We start from the raw sequence: 16,821 nt of genomic DNA, 5'->3' as shown, positions 1-16,821 counted from the left end.
CAATCTCAGGCTCAACTGCACCAGACTCAGGGAGAATTGGAGCAATCTCAGGCTCAACTGCACCAGACTCAGGGAGAGTTGGAAAGATTGAAACTTCCGCCAGTCATTCACAGGCAGGCTGATGTGCAACAAAGTCAGACTCAGTACAAACTCCTGTTGTGGGAGGGATGGTACGCTTATCACAAAGGCGATCAGAACGGAATGGCTCACTTTCTCAAAGAATCTTTGAAGTGTACGCCTTTATCACCAACAGAAACTATCTTGGACTGGTTAGAAAAATTTTCCCAATTCTCTTCGGAAAAGGGAGTCCACCTCGATACCAACTCGCTAATCAATTCAGCGGAATGGAAAGAATTGATGCGGCGCAGCCTTAATGGTAAGGTGTCAGTAGCAGTACGTTAAATAAAAATAGCTAGCAATATTAACTTACTTGCTTGAAAAATGCGATCAAAAATGTCAAGTTACTTGACAATTAATTTGTCTATAAATTGATTCTTCTAAAAGCCGTTGAGGGTAGGACAATAATTGGTATGTTGAAAAATACACTGACTTCTTCTTTAGGTATTAATTTCGTAGGTCACGTGAGCGGGGAATATGGTTTGGGAGAAGGAGCAAGAGGCACTCTAAGAGGAATGGAATCGGTAGGTATCCCCTTCACAATTAATGATATTAAAGTAGATTGGCACAGGAACTTAGATGATAGCTACACAAATGTTTCTCAAAATATTCAATACCCCATCAACCTGATTCATATCAATCCAGGGGATGGCATGATTGAAGGTCTGGGTACTGAATATTTTAAGGGGCGATATAATATTGGCTACTGGGCTTGGGAATTGCCAATTTTACCCCGCGTCTGGGAGTATGCTTTTGATTTATTCGATGAGATTTGGACTTATAGTAATTATACGGCTGAAACAATAGCTAGGCAGTCACCAATTCCTGTTCTAAAACTACCACCTAGTATTGCTCTACCATCAACATCTGTGGACAGAAAGGCATTAGGACTACCTCAAGGAAAATTTGTTTTTCTGTTTATGTTTGATTTTCACAGTACGCTAGCACGCAAAAATACATTGGGTACTATTGAAGCCTTTAAACAAGCTTTCCCTCAATCAAACAATGAGGATGTATTGCTGGTCATAAAGTCTTCTAACGGACATTTTCATCCTCAGCAGAGAGAACAACTGAAAGAGCAAGCGGAGGACTGGCCCTCCATTCGCTTAATAGATGGGCATTTGAAGAAAGAAGAGCTTTATGGCTTAGTTAAAAGCTGTGACTGCTATGTATCGTTGCACCGTGCTGAGGGCTTTGGTTTGACAATGGCAGAAGCGATGTATTACGGCAAGCCAGTGATAGCGACAGCCTACTCATCTAATATGGAATTTATGAATGTAGGCAATAGTTTTCCTGTTAAATACGATTTAGTGACACTTGCGGAAAATTATGGCCCTTACTCGCAAGGAAATGTTTGGGCAGAACCCGACATTGATCATGCTGCGTCTTTAATGCAATATGTTTTTCAAAATTATCAGGAAGCGCAGCAAGTAGGTGCTAAAGCTGCTCAAGATATCAAATCTTTGCTGAGTCCGCAAGCTGTTGGCAACAAAATTAGAAATCGCCTTGAACAGATAATGAAAATTAGGATTACGAGAGAATTAGCGCAAGCTAAAGTTCAACTGCCTGTATTCAAGGACGAAGCTTTTTTGCAACAAACTGAGCGTCTGAACGATGGATTATTTTTGGAAGTTGCTTATGAGACTTATCTCAAACGTAAGCCTGATAAGGAAGGGAAAAATCACCACATTCAGGATTTAGGTAACGGCAGTAGGACACGCCAAGACTTGCTCACCATACTGCGACAATCACCTGAATTTGAGTCGCTGTGGAAGCTCCTAAAGAAAGAATTATTATCTTCATCTTTGGGTTTAGAAGTTATTTCAATTCATGTACCCAAAACAGCCGGGATAACATTTGGCAAAGTTCTCCAACAGGTTTACGGTGCAGAGCAAGTTTTTTGGGAAGATGGCAAATTGCCCTTAGCCACCATCTTGGATCAGCGTTTAATTAGACTGCAAACTCAAGTGATTCACGGTCAATTTCCAGCTAGCAGGTACAAAGAATGCTTGTTATATTCTTCTCCTAAACTAATTGCATGGCTGAGGCATCCGATTACTCGTTTAATTTCTGGGTATTGTGATTGTATTGGTAAGCCTGCTGAAGCGAGTGAAAATGATTTTCAAGAAGATGTAAATAAGACTCAACCTGATTTAGTTGAATTTGCCGAGATGCCGGAAAATCAAAATGTTATATCTGAATACCTGCGAGGAATAGAAATCACCGATTTTTTCTTTATAGGTATCCAAGAATTTTTTCATGATGATCTCAACAATTTGAAAGAAATTCTAGATTGGCCAGAGTTAGAAATTGGTTGGAATAATAAAAATAAATATCAAGGGTATCATACCTATGTAAACAAGGTGTTGGGTGATAAAAACATGGTGGCTAAGCTAGCAGCTCTCAATAGTGATGATATTGAAGTTTATCAAACGGCATTAAACTTGAGACAGAAGCGGAAAGACATAACTAGAATAATCTCATAATTATTGGAGATGCGCGGTATTATTATGAGTGAACAAAAGGCTCCGACGACTACCCTTAAGCGACAGCTAGGTATTATCAATGACGAGCCAAGCTTAACCAATCCCGTCTCGCAGATGGCCACAGAGACCCAGTGCCGATCAGATGCCTTCTACTATTGGTGTCAGGAAACTCGTCTTCCCCATGAGCCGATATTCCATCGAAAACTGTGGGAATACGCCTATATCCTTCAGTGTCTGTCAGAGACAGGGATGATGTCACCAGGCAGGCGCGGGGTCGGTTTTGGCGTCGGCCAGGAACCGTTAGTAGCTGTAATGGCTGCGCGAGGCTGCGAAGTGGTGGCCACAGACCTAGATTCCGAGGAAGCCACTAAGCAGGGATGGGCAGGTACCGGTCAATATGCAGCCACGCTAGAGGCACTTAACGAGCGCGGCATCTGCCCCCCGGAACGCTTCGCATCAAAGGTGAGTTACCGCGTGGCAGATATGAACAAGATAGATCCTGATTTGGTCGGCTTCGATTTTGTCTATTCGTCTTGCGCTTTCGAGCACGTCGGCTCGATAGAACTGGGGCTGCAATTCGTCAAAAACAGCCTTAAGTGTCTGCGTCCGGGCGGAATAGCAGTACATACCACCGAATTCAACGTTTTTTCTAATGACGCGACGATCGACCACCAACAGACTGTACTGTTTCGACGGCAGGACATCGACGGACTCGCAGCAGATTTGACCAGCCAAGGACACCAAATAGTCCTCAACTACAACACCGGAAGCGGGCCATTCGATCGTCACATAGACGTACCGCCCTGGTCGGGGATACACTTAAAGCTTCAGTTGGAACAATATGTCACAACATCCTTGGGGCTACTGATTAAGAAGGCTTCATAGATTAAATCGTTTTTCAATCCTATTCAGCTATTTCTACTCAGCAAAAAACAAGACGAATGTTAAATCATCAACTAAATAATTCTTTGGGTGTAAATTTAGCCGGTCATATAACCGGTGATTTTGGGCTAGCGGAAGCCGCTAGAGGAAATCTCAGAGCCCTCGAAGCAGCCAGAATTCCCTTTGCAGCTAAGGATCTGAAAATAGATTGGCTACCCAACTCCGATAACAGCTACAAAAAATTTTCCGACGACAATCCCTATCCAATCAATATAGTCCAAACCAACCCCAATTGGGTTGAGCAGATTTTAGCCGGGTACTTTCCCGGCATTGGTTCTGAATATTTCAAAGGGAAATACAATATAGGTGTCTGGTTATGGGAACTGCCAGTATTTCCCTCTGAGTGGCAGTGGGCCTTTGATTTATTTGATGAAATTTGGACTACCAGTAACTTTTGTGCAGAAGCATTTTCGGCTGTCTCCCAGGTTCCTGTACTCAAAATTCCTGTTAGCCTCGCATTCCCGCAACCATTATTAACAAGAGAAAACCTCAACTTACCAAAAGATAAGTTTATTTTTCTATTCATGTTTGACTTTGGCAGTTCCTTTGAACGGAAAAATCCCTTTGCCACCGTTGAGGCATTTAAACGAGCTTTTGGTAAATCTAATCCAGATGTTTTACTCGTTCTCAAGTTTGCCAATGCTCATCTTTTTCCGCAACGGCGACAGGAACTAATTGATTTAGCTGAGGGTTGGTCATCTCTTCAGTTTATAGATGGGCATTTGAAAAAAGAAGAGATTCACGGCTTGGTTAATAGTTGTGACTGTTATGTGTCTCTGCATCGGGCTGAAGGATTCGGTTTAACAATGTCGGAAGCCATGTACTACGGCAAACCCGTAATCGCCACAGCCTATTCATCTAATATGGAATTTATGAATGTTGGCAATAGTTTTCCGGTTAAATACGAAATGGTGACAACAACTGAAGATTATGGAGCTTACCCCAAAGGCAGTGTCTGGGCGGAACCAGATATCGATCATGCTGCGTCTCTCATGCAGTATGTATTTGAGAATTATCAGGAAGCTAAGAAAACAGGAAAAATAGCAGCCAAGGAAATCAGGTCTTTATTAAATCCTCAAGCTGTAGGTATAAAAATAAAAAATCGCCTTGAATTTATCAGGGCACATCTCAATCATACCCAGTTGTCAAATAGGTTCCATGAACTTCAGACAGAAAGAGATCTATTGGCTCGTCAAGCCCAAGCTTGGAGGCAGACAGCATTGCAGGTACAGAAAGAGTTAGCAAAATACTCTTAATTTCAACGACAATAGCGCTGAATTTTTAAGCATTTATTCTAGATATTTCTTAAGTAAAAGACGAACCATGTTAAATCAAACAATAGATTCTAATTTCGGGATCAATTTTATCGGACACCTGAGCGGTGAATATGGTCTGGGAGAAGGTTCGAGGGCCACTCTCAGAGCGATTGAAGCTGCTGGTGTTCCCTTTGCACTCAAGGATATTAAGGTAGATTGGCATCGAAATTTAGACAACAGCTACACAAGTTTTTCCGAGCAAAATCCCTATCCCATTAACCTGATTCATACTCTGCCAGAACCCGTTGTTTTTAACATGGTCGATCGCGAATGCTTTAAAGGTCGATACAATATTGGCTTCTGGGCGTGGGAACTGCCGCTATTTCCTCCAGGGTGGCTGTACGCTTTTTCTTTATTTGACGAGATATGGACTTATAGCAATTACTGCGCTGAAGCCATCGCGCCCGTATCCCCCGTCCCTGTGATTAAGATGATGTCCAGCCTTGAATTTCCCGAACCGTCATTTGAGAGAGAACAATTAGGATTACCCCAAGACAAATTTATTTTTTTGTTCATGTTTGACTTCCACAGTACCATAGGTCGCAAAAATCCCTTTGCTACTTTGGAGGCATTTAAGCGATCTTTTGCTCAATCCAATGAAGATGTCTTACTGGTACTCAAGTTTTCTAATGGCAACTTTTTCCCCAAAGAGCGAGACCAACTCAAAGCGCAAGCAGCAGGCTGGCCAGTTCATTTTATAGATGGCCATTTAAAGAGAGAAGAACTTCATGCTTTAGTTGCCAATTGCGACTGCTATGTTTCCCTGCACCGGGCCGAAGGTTTTGGTTTGACAATGGCGGAAGCGATGTACTACGGCAAACCCGTAATCGCGACTGGCTACTCATCTAATATGGAATTTATGAATGTCGGCAATAGTTTTCCAGTAAAATATGACATAGTGACGCTGACCGAAGATTATGGGCCTTACTTTAAAGGCAATTACTGGGCCGATCCCAGTATCGATCATGCAGCATCATTAATGCAGTATGTTGTTGAAAATCCCCAGGAAGCACAACAAGTAGGAGCGAGAGCTGCTCAGGAAATTAAGTCTTTACTGAGTCCTCAACTTCAAGGCATCAAAATCAAAAATCGCTTGGAAATCATTAGAAACAGAATGAACCAATCTACAAACTGGTCAACTCGGATCCATCAGATGCAGCAAGAGACGGCTTTTGCCCAGTCCCAAACCCAAGTTTGGCAGCAGACAACACAGCAAATTCAATCTGAGCTAGCGCAACACCAAAGGCTTCTTAAGAGTTGTAAAATTTAATTTACTGTAGATATTTATTATTAGGAGTTCAATTATGTTCAAGAACACAAATTTTCAGTTTGGAGTTAATATTATCGGTCATGTGAGTGGGGAGTTTGGTTTGGGCGGGGGTGTACGAGGTACTATCAGAGCGATAGAAGCAGCTAACATTCCTTTCACAATCAAGGATATGAAAGAAGATTCGCAACGCAACTTAGATTCTACATACAAAAATTTTTCCAGCGAGCCTTCTTATCCCATTAATATCGTCCATACCAACCCTCACGAGTCACTGTTGAACTCTATAGATCCTGCATATTTTAATAATCGCTATAATATTGGTTTTTGGATTTGGGAACTTCCGGTATTTCCTGATATTTGGATGGGAGCTTTTAATCGATTTGATGAGGTTTGGACTTACAGTAATTACACGGCGGAAACCATTTCCGATGTCTCGCCTCTTCCAGTTGTGAAATTACCGCCTAGCATTTATTTACCGCCCAACGAATTGGGCAGAGAAGCTTTAGGATTACCTAAAGACAAATTTATTTTTCTGTTCATGTTCGACATGGGCAGCGGTTTTGAGCGAAAAAATCCTTTTGCTACCATTGAGGCGTTTAAAAAAGCTTTTGGGAAGTCTAATGAAGATGTTTTACTGATTATTAAGTTTAGACCTCATCCTTACTATCAAAATCAGTACGATCAACTAAAAGCAATGACAGAAGACTGGCCATCTATTCAACTTATCGAAGGGCATTTGAGCAAGGAAGAGGTTCATGGCTTAGTAGATAATTGTAACTGCTATGTATCGCTACATCGGGCGGAGGGTTTTGGTTTGACTATGGCAGAGGCCATGTATTACGGCAAGCCAGTCATAGCTACCGCTTATTCATCTAATACTGATTTTATGAATGTCGGCAATAGTTTTTTGGTAAAGTACGATCTAGTGGCAACTACTGAAGCTTATGGACTTTACCCAAAAGGTAGTATCTGGGCAGAGCCGGATATTGATCATACAGCTTGCCTCATGCAGTATGTGTTTGAAAATTACCCGCAAGCAGAGGAAGTAGGAGCGAGAGCAGCTAAGGAGATTAGGTCTTTATTCAATCCAGAGGTTATTGGTCAAAAAATTAGACATCGCCTTGAATATATTATGAGGACAATAGAAGAGAAAAAGTTGTTTGAATCGCAAGCTCAAGCGTGGAAGCAAGCGGCGCTGCAATCTCAGAGAGAACTAGACAGAGCAAGGCTTCAATTTTGATATTAGCAACTGGCTGGCCTCAGGGATTATTTATTGTGCGTCTTCTGATAAATTTAGCCTACAAATCTTCCCCTCGCATACAGCAAATGTAGAAACAATAAGAATTATCTGGATTATCATTGATGAGTTCGCCGTGAATGAACTCATGATAGAAATTCTCTATACTTGAGGTAGCGATCGATGTTGAAAGATCGATAAGTCCCTTAGTCTGAAGGATTTTAAAGTTGTGCTTCTCTATAAGCTTGCACAAATCTTCATAATAATATTCTATCTTGTGTTCGGCATGGATGTAACTATCAGGACTATGTACTTTTGTAGCTCGCCTGTTTGGGGTATCTAGTGCCAATATTCCCCCTGGTTTTAATAACTTGTAGGCTTCTGAAAGAACATTTTCAGCCTCCTCTACAGTGACGTGTTCTATTGACTCTCCCGACCAAATTAGGTCAAAGTAATTTTTCTGAAAGCCGGTTAAGTCTGCCATGCTTCCATAGACATATTCAATCTCACAGCCTTGGTAATTAACCTGTTGCGACCATTCCGGACCAGGAAACATCATTTTGTCGGGATGAAAATCTAAAATGTAGAGCTTTTCCGGTAGATAAGGATAGCCCAACTGTAACAAAGCACCTCTTTCATCGGAGCCAGAATAACCTCCTATGTCTAAAATAACTTTAGCAGGTGGAAGCAGTGTTCTAACCATTTCCATTCTGGCACTGTGAAGTTTACTAAGTGGGTTTTCGCCTCCTACACCTAGAAGGCGTTCTTGAAATTCATTTGATTCAATCATTTTTTGGATGACAGCAGATCTAGACACACCTGCACTAATTTCATCCAACCAACCTTCTAATCCATCTGGATCTGCTTCGCGCTCAAAGATTACCCAATAGGCCATCCAGAGATAACTCTTGTCGCTTTTAGCATGAATAGATAAAGTCTTTTGGATATTTGATTCTAGACGCTGAGCTTCTTCCGGTGTCATTTTGGTTTCTCTAAATTCGATTGACTTTGGTAGTGTAATAATATTGATTATCCGACATTACACTGCGAAATGTATACCACATCGCAGTCTAAATTAGAAAATCTTGGGTTCTAGCTGTAAGGCGTGACGGTAACAAGAACTAGCCTCATCTATTTGCCCTTTCTTAGTCAATACTTCCCCTAAATTATAGTGGAACCATGAGAAATCTGACTTAAGTTCTATGGCGCGGCGGTAACAAGCGATCGCTCCCTCCAAATCTCCTTGATGTCGCAGCATATCTCCTAAATTGTTGTGGATATACGGATCGTCAGGTTTTAACTCGATCGCGCGGCGGTAACAGTTGATCGCTTCCTCCCGCTGACCTTTTGCACTCAAAGCATCGCCTAACAATTGGTAAGGTTTATACTCATTTGGTTGAACCTCAATAGCGTGGCGGTAACAAGCCATCGCCCGCTCCATATCATTCTTTTGCGCGAAAAGCGACCCCAACTGCAAGTGCGCCTCACCGCATTCGGGATTTACCTGCAACGCCATCTGATAAAAGACGATCGCCCCATCCGGCCAATTCTTCCGCACCAAAGCATCAGCCAACCCAACATAAAGGTCAGCATCATTCGGCGCAATCTCCAGGGCCTTGTGATACAACTGCACGTCATCACGATTCTCCTGAATCGCCCGCCGGTACAAACGCATCGCCTCCTGCAAATCCCACTGCGATCGCATCCTCAAAGCATCAGCCAACTTTTGCGAAAGCCACGGCAAATCCGCCTGAATTTCCGCAGCGCGGCGGTAAGCGGCGATCGACTCATCCCACCGTTCCAGCTTCTCAAAAGCCGTTGCCATGTTGTAATAAGTCCACGGAAAATCAGGATTTAACTCGGCCGCGCGTCGGTAAACATCGATCGCTTCCTCCCACCTTTCCATTTCTAGCAGCACGTCGCCCAACTTGCTTTGCGACCAGAAGAAATTCGGATTAACTTCGTTAGCACGCCGGTAGGCAACAACTGCCTCATCCCAACGTTCCAAATTCACCAGCGCTTCTGCTAAATTGTTGTGCGCCCAAAAATGGTCGGGATTGAGTTCGATCGACCTTTGGTAAGCCGAAATTGCCTCATCCCACCTTCCTAGTTTAATTAGCGCGTCTGCTAAATAGTTGTGCGACCAACTGAAATCTGGATTTAATTCTGTTGCTTTCCTATAAGCATTTACCGCCTCCTCCCACCGTTCCAACTTCAGCAACACATCTGCTAAATTGTTGTGAGACCAGCTAAAATCTGGATTTAATTCGATCGCCTTGCGGTAAGCATTTACAGCTTCTTCCCACCGTTCCAACTTAACCAGCGACTCAGCTAAATTGTTGTGCGACCAAGAAAGATCGGGATTGTTTCTAATAGCATTAGTGTAAGCATCTACCGCCGCTTCCCACTGTTCTTGACCCTTAAGGATTTCCCCCAATTCGTGATAAGCTGCGCCAGCATTTGGGTTCAACTCAACCGCGCGTCGGTAACACTCAATTCCCTTATCTACCTTACCTTGCTCGATCAAAGTTTTGGCTAAATTCTCGTGTTCCTCAGCCGTACCAGACTTGGGGTCGAGCGCCAATGCTCGATACCAAGCCTCAGCCGCCTCCTCCGACTTGCCTAACTGCGTCAAAAGTTTTGCAAAATTGCGAAAAGCACCGGCAAAATCCGGTTTCAGGGCGATCGCCTTTTCGTAAGCAGAAACCGCTTGCTGCCACTGTTCTTGCTGCGCGCAAATGCTGCCGTAATTAGCGTATGCTTCGGCAAAATTTGGGTTAATTTCTATTGCTTTGACATAGCAACTTTTAGCTTCATCAATTTTTCCGCCAGCTTGTAGGGCGTTGCCCAGCATTTTGTAAAGTGGCGCTTCCGGCTTAATTTGCAGCGCCTTCTTGCAAGCTGCGATCGCCTGTTCCAATTTACCCTGAGCCAAATAGCCTTCTGCCAGTATTTTGTATCCTTCTGGATCTTCTATATTAATTGTAGAATTAACTGGCTGCTGCACTGGTTGCTGCACTGGCTGCTGCACTGGCTGCTGTACTGGCTGCTGCACTGGCTGCTTAACTGCGGTTGCTGCTGGCTGCTGCTTAACTGCACCGTTTTTCGCAGTTGCACCCGCTAAAGTTTGCTGTCCCTCGCTGCCATTTCTCGCATTAGCTGCGTTCAGTTCAATAGCTTTGCGATAATATGCTGTCGCTTCTTCTAACTTGCCTTGTTTTTTGAGCGCTTCGCCCAAATTTTGGTAAGCCTGCGGCAAATTAGGATTTAATTTTATGGCGCGATCGTAACAAGCGATCGCTTCGGGGAATTTTTCCTGCCGAAAAAAAGCGTCGCCCATATTCAAGTGTTCCCCGGGCGCTACTTTTTCCGGTTCCAAACTAAATGCTTGATACCAGCACTGCTGGGCTTCTTCCGGTTTGCTAATTTGTCCAAATACTTTTGCTAAATTCCGGTATACTCCCGCGAAATTCGGCTTAATCGCGATCGCCTTTTGATAAAATCCGATGGCCTCCTGCCATTTTTGCTGCTGCGCGCCCAGGCTACCCAAATTCGCGTATACTTCCGCAAAATTCGGTTCTATTTCAATCGCTTTAGCGTACCAGTGCCGTGCCTCCTCCATCCTGCCTTGAGCTTGCAGCGCGTTGCCCAAAGTCTTGTAAGCCGGTGCAAAATTGGGGTGAATCTTCAAAGCTTGCTCGCAGGATGCGATGGCTTCTTCTAATTTTCCTTGGGATAAGTATATTTCTCCCTGTTGGTTAAATTGAACCGCTGTTGATTCTGTATTCACTGTTAATGGCATATGGGCGGCGGCTCCAGAGGCAGGAATTAAATAGGGTAGTCAAAACGTTTCACAATTATACTCGGGTTTGACACTAACATTACCGGACTTGTTCCCCCAATTCTTAATTTTTTTGACTCCTGGTGCTGGCTAGAAACCGCGTTTCTCGGATATTTTTTTTGATTTGACTGCTAAATATGTAAGAATCAGCCTGGTTTCTGGCTGATTTGCGCGCCAGTGGCGACTTGTGTAGCTCCTGACGATCGCCCGTTTTGTAAAGTAAAGTAAACCATGCCGGTTCTTGCTTGTGCGAGGCTTTCTTGTGGACTGGGCAAGGGAGCCCGCCTAAAAAATATTACAAACGGCGCAAAATGTGCGAACCCACCCAAACGATAATAGCCTTTTTAGCAAAAAACGATCGCCCTTTTGGGAGAAAGCGATCGCCCTTTTTTTTTCAACAATTAGTTAACAACTATTAGCAATTACTAATCAAGCTGCTGCCTCTGCGTCTTCTTCTGCGTCTTCGGCTTCAGAACCTGCTTGAATTCCCAGCACCGTAACAACCACCTGATCTGGTTCGCCGAGAGCTACCACTCCCTCAGGCAAAACTAATTCGTGAATGTGCACCGCATCCCCTAGCTTTAAATTAGAAATATCTACTTCAATTGCTTCAGGAATGCTGTCAGGTTTGCACTTAACTGCCAGTTGCGTCAGCACGGTATCCAAGATGCCGCCTTCTAACTTGACGCCGACTGGTTCGCCGACAAAACGCAGTGACAATTCAACTTCCAGGCTGTCTTGAGTCGCCACGGAGAAAAAGCTCAGGTGGTAAGGATAGCCTTTCCAAGGATGAACTTGAACTTCCCGCAGCAAGGTTTTTCCGCTCCAAGAGAGGTCGGGAATGCTGAGGTCAATTAGGGTATTGTTGACTACGTGCTTTTTGAGCAGGTGTTCAACTGTTTTGGCTTTGATGGTAAGGGAAATAGATTCAGAGCCTTTGTGGCCGTAGAGGACGGCGGGAATCAATCCAGAGCGGCGGAGGGCGTTAGGTTTGCTGCCTTCTGCCCGCTTTTGACATTCTACTGCGAGTTCCATTTTATGACTTTCTGTTGATTGTTTTTACATTTTATCAAATTTATGCTACAGCGATCGAAGTTAATTAAATTCGCTGAATATTTGATAATAATTGGGAATTGGGAATTGCGAATTTGGCTATTCTCCGAATCTCTGCCTCTTCAACTCTCCCAATCTCCCCATCAATCTTTCCCAATCTAAACTCTCCAACCTAAAATGGTTTGGCGGGATGGCCGTCTGCTGAAAGCAAAGCGCGTTTCGGGCCGTGAATCGGGTCTTCTACAATAATAGTTTGGTCGCGGCTAGCACCGAGAGAAACAATTGCGATCGGCACTTCCATCAAGTCTGCCAAAAACTTTAGATAATCCAATGCTTGCGGCGGTAAATCTTCCAAATTCCGGCACTCTTCCGTAGACTGTTTCCAACCGGGAACGGTTTCGTAAATAGGTTTGCAGCGAGTAAATATCCGGGAACTTTTCGGGAAATCAACACAGCGTTCGCCGTCAATTTCGTAAGCAACGCAAACTTTAATTTCTTCTAATTCATCCAAAACATCTAGTTTGGTAATTGCCAGACAGTCAAGGCCGTTGATTCGGACTGCGTAGCGGCCGATTACCGCATCGAACCAACCGCAGCGGCGTTTTCTGCCCGTTGTCGTGCCGAATTCTGCACCTCTCTCGCCCAAAATTGCGCCTATTCCATCTACCATTTCGGTAGGGAAGGGGCCTTCTCCGACGCGGGTTGTATAAGCTTTTGCTACGCCAATTACGCGATCGATCGCTGTTGGCCCGACACCGGTTCCCACACAAGCGCCGCCTGCGATGGGATTGCTCGAAGTAACGTAAGGATAAGTGCCGTGGTCTAAGTCTAATAAAGTGCCTTGCGCGCCTTCAAACAGAATATTTTTCCGCTTGTGAAGTCCCTCATAAATCTTCAGGGAACTATCTACTACGTGCGGTCGCAAACGCTCGGCATAAACTCGATATTCATCAATTACATCTTGCGGATTTAAAGGCGGCAAATTGTAGAGTTTTTCGAGAAGGACATTTTTACAATTAATCGTCCATTCCAGTTGTTCTTGCAACCCTTCCAAGTCCATTAAATCGAGCATCCGAATGCCAGTACGTTCGGACTTGTCGGCGTAAGTAGGGCCAATGCCGCGTCCCGTCGTCCCGATTTTATAATTTCCCCGCTGGGTTTCCGATGCTACATCAATTAATCGATGATAGGGCATCGTTACGTGAGCAGTTTCCGAAATCATCAGCGAGGCCGTCGAAATATTCAGTGCCTCTAACTGATCTAACTCTGCAATTAAAACTTTGGGGTCAATGACCGTGCCGCAGCCGATGATACACTCTTTATCAGGGTAGAGAATCCCGGACGGAATTAAGTGCAGCTTGAAAGTCTGACCGTTAACTACCACGGTGTGACCCGCGTTGACGCCCCCTTGGTAGCGGACAACGATATCTGCGGATTTGCTGAGCAAATCGGTAATTTTGCCTTTTCCTTCATCGCCCCACTGGGCGCCGATCACAACTACGTTAGCCAAGGGTTTCTCGCGTTCAGTTCAGGTTGACACAATCTCCGATTATGTATGAATGCGTCCAAAATGTCAATCAATTTTAAATTTTAGATTTAGGATTTTAGATTTTAGAGGCTACGCCACGGATACATTGGTTCACAGGTCGATCGGCTAGGCAAATTAGTGAGAGCCGATCCACAGACGAGTCCGGGGGCAACAGACCCCATTGCTTTCGGTCAAATTAATTTTTGTTACAATCGAGAAAATTGAGGCTTTTTTGCCATGACTTTACACGCTGAGTTGCACCGCCATCTGGGTGGTTCTGTCGTTCCTAGGGTGCTGTGGCGGTATTTCGATCGCCACAATGCTGAGATGGTTAATCGATTTCAAGAATACTCGGAGTTTGAGGAGTTTTACACTCGTCCGCGCAATACTCTCAATGAGTATTTGGAACTGCACACGCTGGTAGAAAGCGTTCAAACTGTTGAGACTTTGCCTTATTTTATCTATCGGTTGATGCGGGGCGCTTACGTGTTTGAAAATCTGGCTTATTTGGAGTTGCGCTATACGCCTTATTTGCGGACTCCAGAACATTTGAATCAGTCAGAACGCATTGATTTGATGGCAGAAATTGTAAAGGTTGTGGGCAAGGCAAGTCAAATTAGCGATTGTCCGATTGTTACCAGCCAAATTTTGTGTATGCACTCGCGTTTGCCTTATGAAGTGAATCGGGCGATCGTCGATTTGGCCGCACAAATGGGAGAATATGTTTGCGCGATCGATATAGCTGGCGGCGATGATTGTATTGGCGAGCGTTTGGATGAGTTTGTCGGATTGTACCAGTACGCGAGGTCGATCGGTATCAAAACTACCGGCCACCTCTACGAAACTACCTCTGGCTGTTATCCGGAACTTTTGCCTTATCTGATGCGGATCGGTCACGGGATTCAAATTCCGTTAAAATATCCCGAACTGCTGCCAGAAGTCGCGCGCAGGGGTCAATGCTTGGAAGTTTGCCCAACTACCTATCTCAAAACGGGGACGTTGCAGGATATGCGCGAATTGAAGGTTGTGTTCGATCGATGTTTTGAAGCTGGTGTCGATATTGCCATTTGCACCGACAACGCGGGATTGCACAACGTGCGATTGCCTTTCGAGTACGAGAATTTGTTAACTTTGGATATCATTGATTTTCGGCAGTTGCAAGCGTGTCAAGAGGCCGCTTTCCGCCATGCTTTCGCGTGGCCCTACGGGGAGCGACCTGTGAAAATGCTGACGGGTTTGTTGCAACATGAGTCTGTGGAGGCGATCGTTAATTAAAGAATATCTATTTAATTAACCACAAAGGCGCGAAGGAAAAGAAACAAGAAGATAGGTAGATGTCTTCAGGCAAATACTCTACTTCAAAATGATAAAAACCTCTTTCTTCTCTTCCTTCGCGCTCTTTGCGTCTTCGCGGTTCGTTTAAAAGAGATATTTGTAAAATTATAATAAGCGTCGAGCGAGCGATACTCAGCCACAAGCTATAGTTTGGATGCAGAAGTATCAATATAAAAGGATAAAAAAACATGACAAATATGGACGCTTACTGGATGCCCTTCACTGCCAACCGACAGTTTAAAGCGAATCCGCGAATATTGGTTTCGGCAAAAGATATGCACTTTACAAGCGATGATAATCGGTCAATTTTAGATGGTACTGCGGGGCTGTGGTGCGTGAATGCAGGACACGCCCGCGAGACAATTGCCGAAGCAGTTAAACAGCAGGTTTTGCGTTTGGATTACTCTCCGGCTTTTCAGATGGGACATCCAGGTGCTTTTGAATTAGCGGAACGTTTGGTAAAGATGATTCCGGGCAATTTCGATCGCGTTTTCTTTACTAATTCGGGTTCGGAATCTGTAGAAACTGCTTTAAAAATTGCGATTGCTTATCACCGGGTGAAAGGTGAAGGAACTCGCCAAAGATTAATCGGTAGGGAACGCGGCTATCACGGCGTTGGTTTTGGTGGAATTTCTGTCGGCGGTATCGGTACAAACCGCAAGTTTTTTGGCAGTTTGCTGACGGGAGTGGATCATTTGCCTCACACTCACAGTCTCGAACACAATGCTTTCAGCCGCAAACAACCGGAATGGGGAGCGCATTTGGCGGATGAATTGGAGCGGATTGTCGCTTTGCACGATGCGTCTAATATTGCAGCGGTAATTGTCGAACCCGTCGCTGGTTCTACAGGTGTTTTGATTCCCCCGAAAGGTTATTTGGAGCGACTGCGGGCGATTTGCGACAAATACGGAATTCTGCTGATTTTTGATGAGGTAATTACCGGATTCGGGCGACTAGGCTCTAGTTTTGCAACGGAATATTTTGGGGTGGTTCCCGATATTGTGACGGCGGCGAAAGGGATAACTAACGGTACGGTGCCGATGGGGGCGGTTTTTGTCAAAGAAGGCATTTATGATGCTTTTATGAATGCTCCTGAAAATGCGATCGAGCTTTTTCACGGTTATACTTATTCTGGTCATCCTCTGGCTTGTGCGGCTGCTTTGGCGACGCTGGATATTTATGAGGAAGAAAGGTTATTTGAACGGGCCGATAAGATGGCAGATTATTGGGAGAATGCGGTGCATTCTTTGAAGGGGGTGCGGCACATAATTGATGTTCGGAATCTGGGACTTGTCGCTGGGATTGAGTTAGAATCTCTTGCTGGGAAGCCGGGGAAACGGGCTTTTGATTGTTTCTTGCAGTGCTATGAAAAAGGGTTGCTAATTCGCACGACGGGTGATATTATTGCTTTGTCGCCACCGTTGATTATTGAGAAGGAACATATCGATCGCATTGTGGAAATTTTGACAGGGGTTTTGCAGGAGATGGAGTGAGATTAAAATGAGATTTTCCACCATTCTCGCTTAACAGGCAAGATGCCTGTTCCACATTAACAGGCAAGATGCCTGTTCCACAAACAGTAAATTTCTTGTGGGGTGGGCATCCTGCCCGCCCATAAAATACAGCACTTCCGGCTGTTATGAGGTACAATAAGAAGAGATTCTAAAAATACATCAATGAAAGCATATTCAGTTGA

12 protein-coding genes and 1 pseudogene are annotated in these 16,821 nt (G+C 44.3%); 8 read left to right on the top strand and 5 right to left on the bottom strand.

The window, feature by feature from the left end:
- The 6 genes and pseudogenes from QUB14_RS23035 to QUB14_RS23010 all read left to right on the top strand — a co-directional run.
- A pseudogene (locus QUB14_RS23035) lies at positions 1 to 402 on the top strand (chromosome partitioning protein ParA); the annotation flags it as partial.
- 128 nt (positions 403 to 530) lie between these two features.
- On the top strand, positions 531 to 2,603 hold the full coding sequence (locus QUB14_RS23030; protein WP_333219714.1) for a glycosyltransferase: 2,073 nt from the start codon (positions 531 to 533) through the stop codon (positions 2,601 to 2,603).
- 249 nt (positions 2,604 to 2,852) lie between these two features.
- A complete protein-coding gene (locus QUB14_RS23025; RefSeq protein WP_333297331.1) occupies positions 2,853 to 3,488 on the top strand; it encodes a class I SAM-dependent methyltransferase in 636 nt (211 codons plus the stop codon).
- Positions 3,489 to 3,544: 56 nt separating this feature from the next.
- Positions 3,545 to 4,801: a glycosyltransferase family 4 protein gene (locus tag QUB14_RS23020; RefSeq protein WP_333219718.1), complete on the top strand. Its 1,257-nt coding sequence runs from the start codon at positions 3,545 to 3,547 to the stop codon at positions 4,799 to 4,801.
- 67 nt (positions 4,802 to 4,868) lie between these two features.
- Positions 4,869 to 6,131, top strand: coding sequence for a glycosyltransferase (locus tag QUB14_RS23015; RefSeq protein WP_333219720.1), 1,263 nt, complete (start codon positions 4,869 to 4,871; stop codon positions 6,129 to 6,131).
- A gap of 34 nt (positions 6,132 to 6,165) precedes the next feature.
- Positions 6,166 to 7,371 carry a glycosyltransferase gene (locus QUB14_RS23010; RefSeq protein ID WP_333219722.1) on the top strand — a complete coding sequence of 402 codons (1,206 nt, stop codon included), beginning with the start codon at positions 6,166 to 6,168 and terminating at the stop codon, positions 7,369 to 7,371.
- A 58-nt stretch (positions 7,372 to 7,429) separates the two neighbouring features.
- Here QUB14_RS23010 and QUB14_RS23005 read toward each other — a convergent pair whose 3' ends face one another.
- The 5 genes from QUB14_RS23005 to QUB14_RS22985 all read right to left on the bottom strand — a co-directional run bounded on the left by QUB14_RS23005 (position 7,430) and on the right by QUB14_RS22985 (position 13,772).
- Entirely contained in the window at positions 7,430 to 8,350 is a 921-nt protein-coding gene (locus QUB14_RS23005; protein ID WP_333219724.1) for a methyltransferase domain-containing protein, read from the bottom strand.
- A gap of 93 nt (positions 8,351 to 8,443) precedes the next feature.
- On the bottom strand, positions 8,444 to 11,170 hold the full coding sequence (locus QUB14_RS23000; protein WP_333219725.1) for a tetratricopeptide repeat protein: 2,727 nt from the start codon (positions 11,168 to 11,170) through the stop codon (positions 8,444 to 8,446).
- Positions 11,171 to 11,355: 185 nt separating this feature from the next.
- The gene (locus QUB14_RS22995; protein WP_333219727.1) at positions 11,356 to 11,484 is read right to left on the bottom strand and encodes a hypothetical protein; all 129 of its coding nucleotides are present in this window, start codon (positions 11,482 to 11,484) and stop codon (positions 11,356 to 11,358) included.
- A gap of 154 nt (positions 11,485 to 11,638) precedes the next feature.
- Positions 11,639 to 12,244 (bottom strand): 50S ribosomal protein L25/general stress protein Ctc, encoded by a 606-nt coding sequence (locus QUB14_RS22990; RefSeq protein ID WP_190656458.1) that lies wholly within the window; start codon positions 12,242 to 12,244, stop codon positions 11,639 to 11,641.
- A gap of 190 nt (positions 12,245 to 12,434) precedes the next feature.
- On the bottom strand, positions 12,435 to 13,772 hold the full coding sequence (locus QUB14_RS22985) for an adenylosuccinate synthase (RefSeq protein ID WP_333219730.1): 1,338 nt from the start codon (positions 13,770 to 13,772) through the stop codon (positions 12,435 to 12,437).
- Positions 13,773 to 14,027: 255 nt separating this feature from the next.
- Between QUB14_RS22985 and QUB14_RS22980 the strand changes: the two genes are divergently transcribed.
- Together QUB14_RS22980 and QUB14_RS22975 are read left to right on the top strand one after the other, a co-directional pair.
- Complete coding sequence (locus QUB14_RS22980) at positions 14,028 to 15,065, top strand: adenosine deaminase (RefSeq protein WP_333219732.1); 1,038 nt, start codon at positions 14,028 to 14,030, stop codon at positions 15,063 to 15,065.
- 248 nt (positions 15,066 to 15,313) lie between these two features.
- Complete coding sequence (locus QUB14_RS22975) at positions 15,314 to 16,618, top strand: aspartate aminotransferase family protein (protein WP_333219734.1); 1,305 nt, start codon at positions 15,314 to 15,316, stop codon at positions 16,616 to 16,618.
- Positions 16,619 to 16,821 lie beyond the last annotated feature (203 nt).

The sequence above is a fragment of the Microcoleus sp. B3-D2 genome (genome assembly GCF_036705345.1).
Classification (GTDB): Bacteria; Cyanobacteriota; Cyanobacteriia; order Cyanobacteriales; family Microcoleaceae; genus Microcoleus.
The sequence above is the reverse complement of the archived record's forward strand: the minus strand, read 5'-3'. Positions and strand labels throughout refer to the sequence as shown.

What these genes read in the sequence shown, in the direction of transcription:
- QUB14_RS23030 (WP_333219714.1), top strand. Translation starts at nt 531, where the DNA reads ATGTTGAAAAATACACTGACTTCTTCTTTAGGTATTAATTTCGTAGGT.
- QUB14_RS23025 (WP_333297331.1), top strand. Translation starts at nt 2,853, where the DNA reads ATGATGTCACCAGGCAGGCGCGGGGTCGGTTTTGGCGTCGGCCAGGAA.
- QUB14_RS23020 (WP_333219718.1), top strand. Translation starts at nt 3,545, where the DNA reads ATGTTAAATCATCAACTAAATAATTCTTTGGGTGTAAATTTAGCCGGT.
- QUB14_RS23015 (WP_333219720.1), top strand. Translation starts at nt 4,869, where the DNA reads ATGTTAAATCAAACAATAGATTCTAATTTCGGGATCAATTTTATCGGA.
- QUB14_RS23010 (WP_333219722.1), top strand. Translation starts at nt 6,166, where the DNA reads ATGTTCAAGAACACAAATTTTCAGTTTGGAGTTAATATTATCGGTCAT.
- QUB14_RS23005 (WP_333219724.1), bottom strand. Translation starts at nt 8,350, where the DNA reads ATGACACCGGAAGAAGCTCAGCGTCTAGAATCAAATATCCAAAAGACT.
- QUB14_RS23000 (WP_333219725.1), bottom strand. Translation starts at nt 11,170, where the DNA reads ATGCCATTAACAGTGAATACAGAATCAACAGCGGTTCAATTTAACCAA.
- QUB14_RS22990 (WP_190656458.1), bottom strand. Translation starts at nt 12,244, where the DNA reads ATGGAACTCGCAGTAGAATGTCAAAAGCGGGCAGAAGGCAGCAAACCT.
- QUB14_RS22980 (WP_333219732.1), top strand. Translation starts at nt 14,028, where the DNA reads ATGACTTTACACGCTGAGTTGCACCGCCATCTGGGTGGTTCTGTCGTT.
- QUB14_RS22975 (WP_333219734.1), top strand. Translation starts at nt 15,314, where the DNA reads ATGACAAATATGGACGCTTACTGGATGCCCTTCACTGCCAACCGACAG.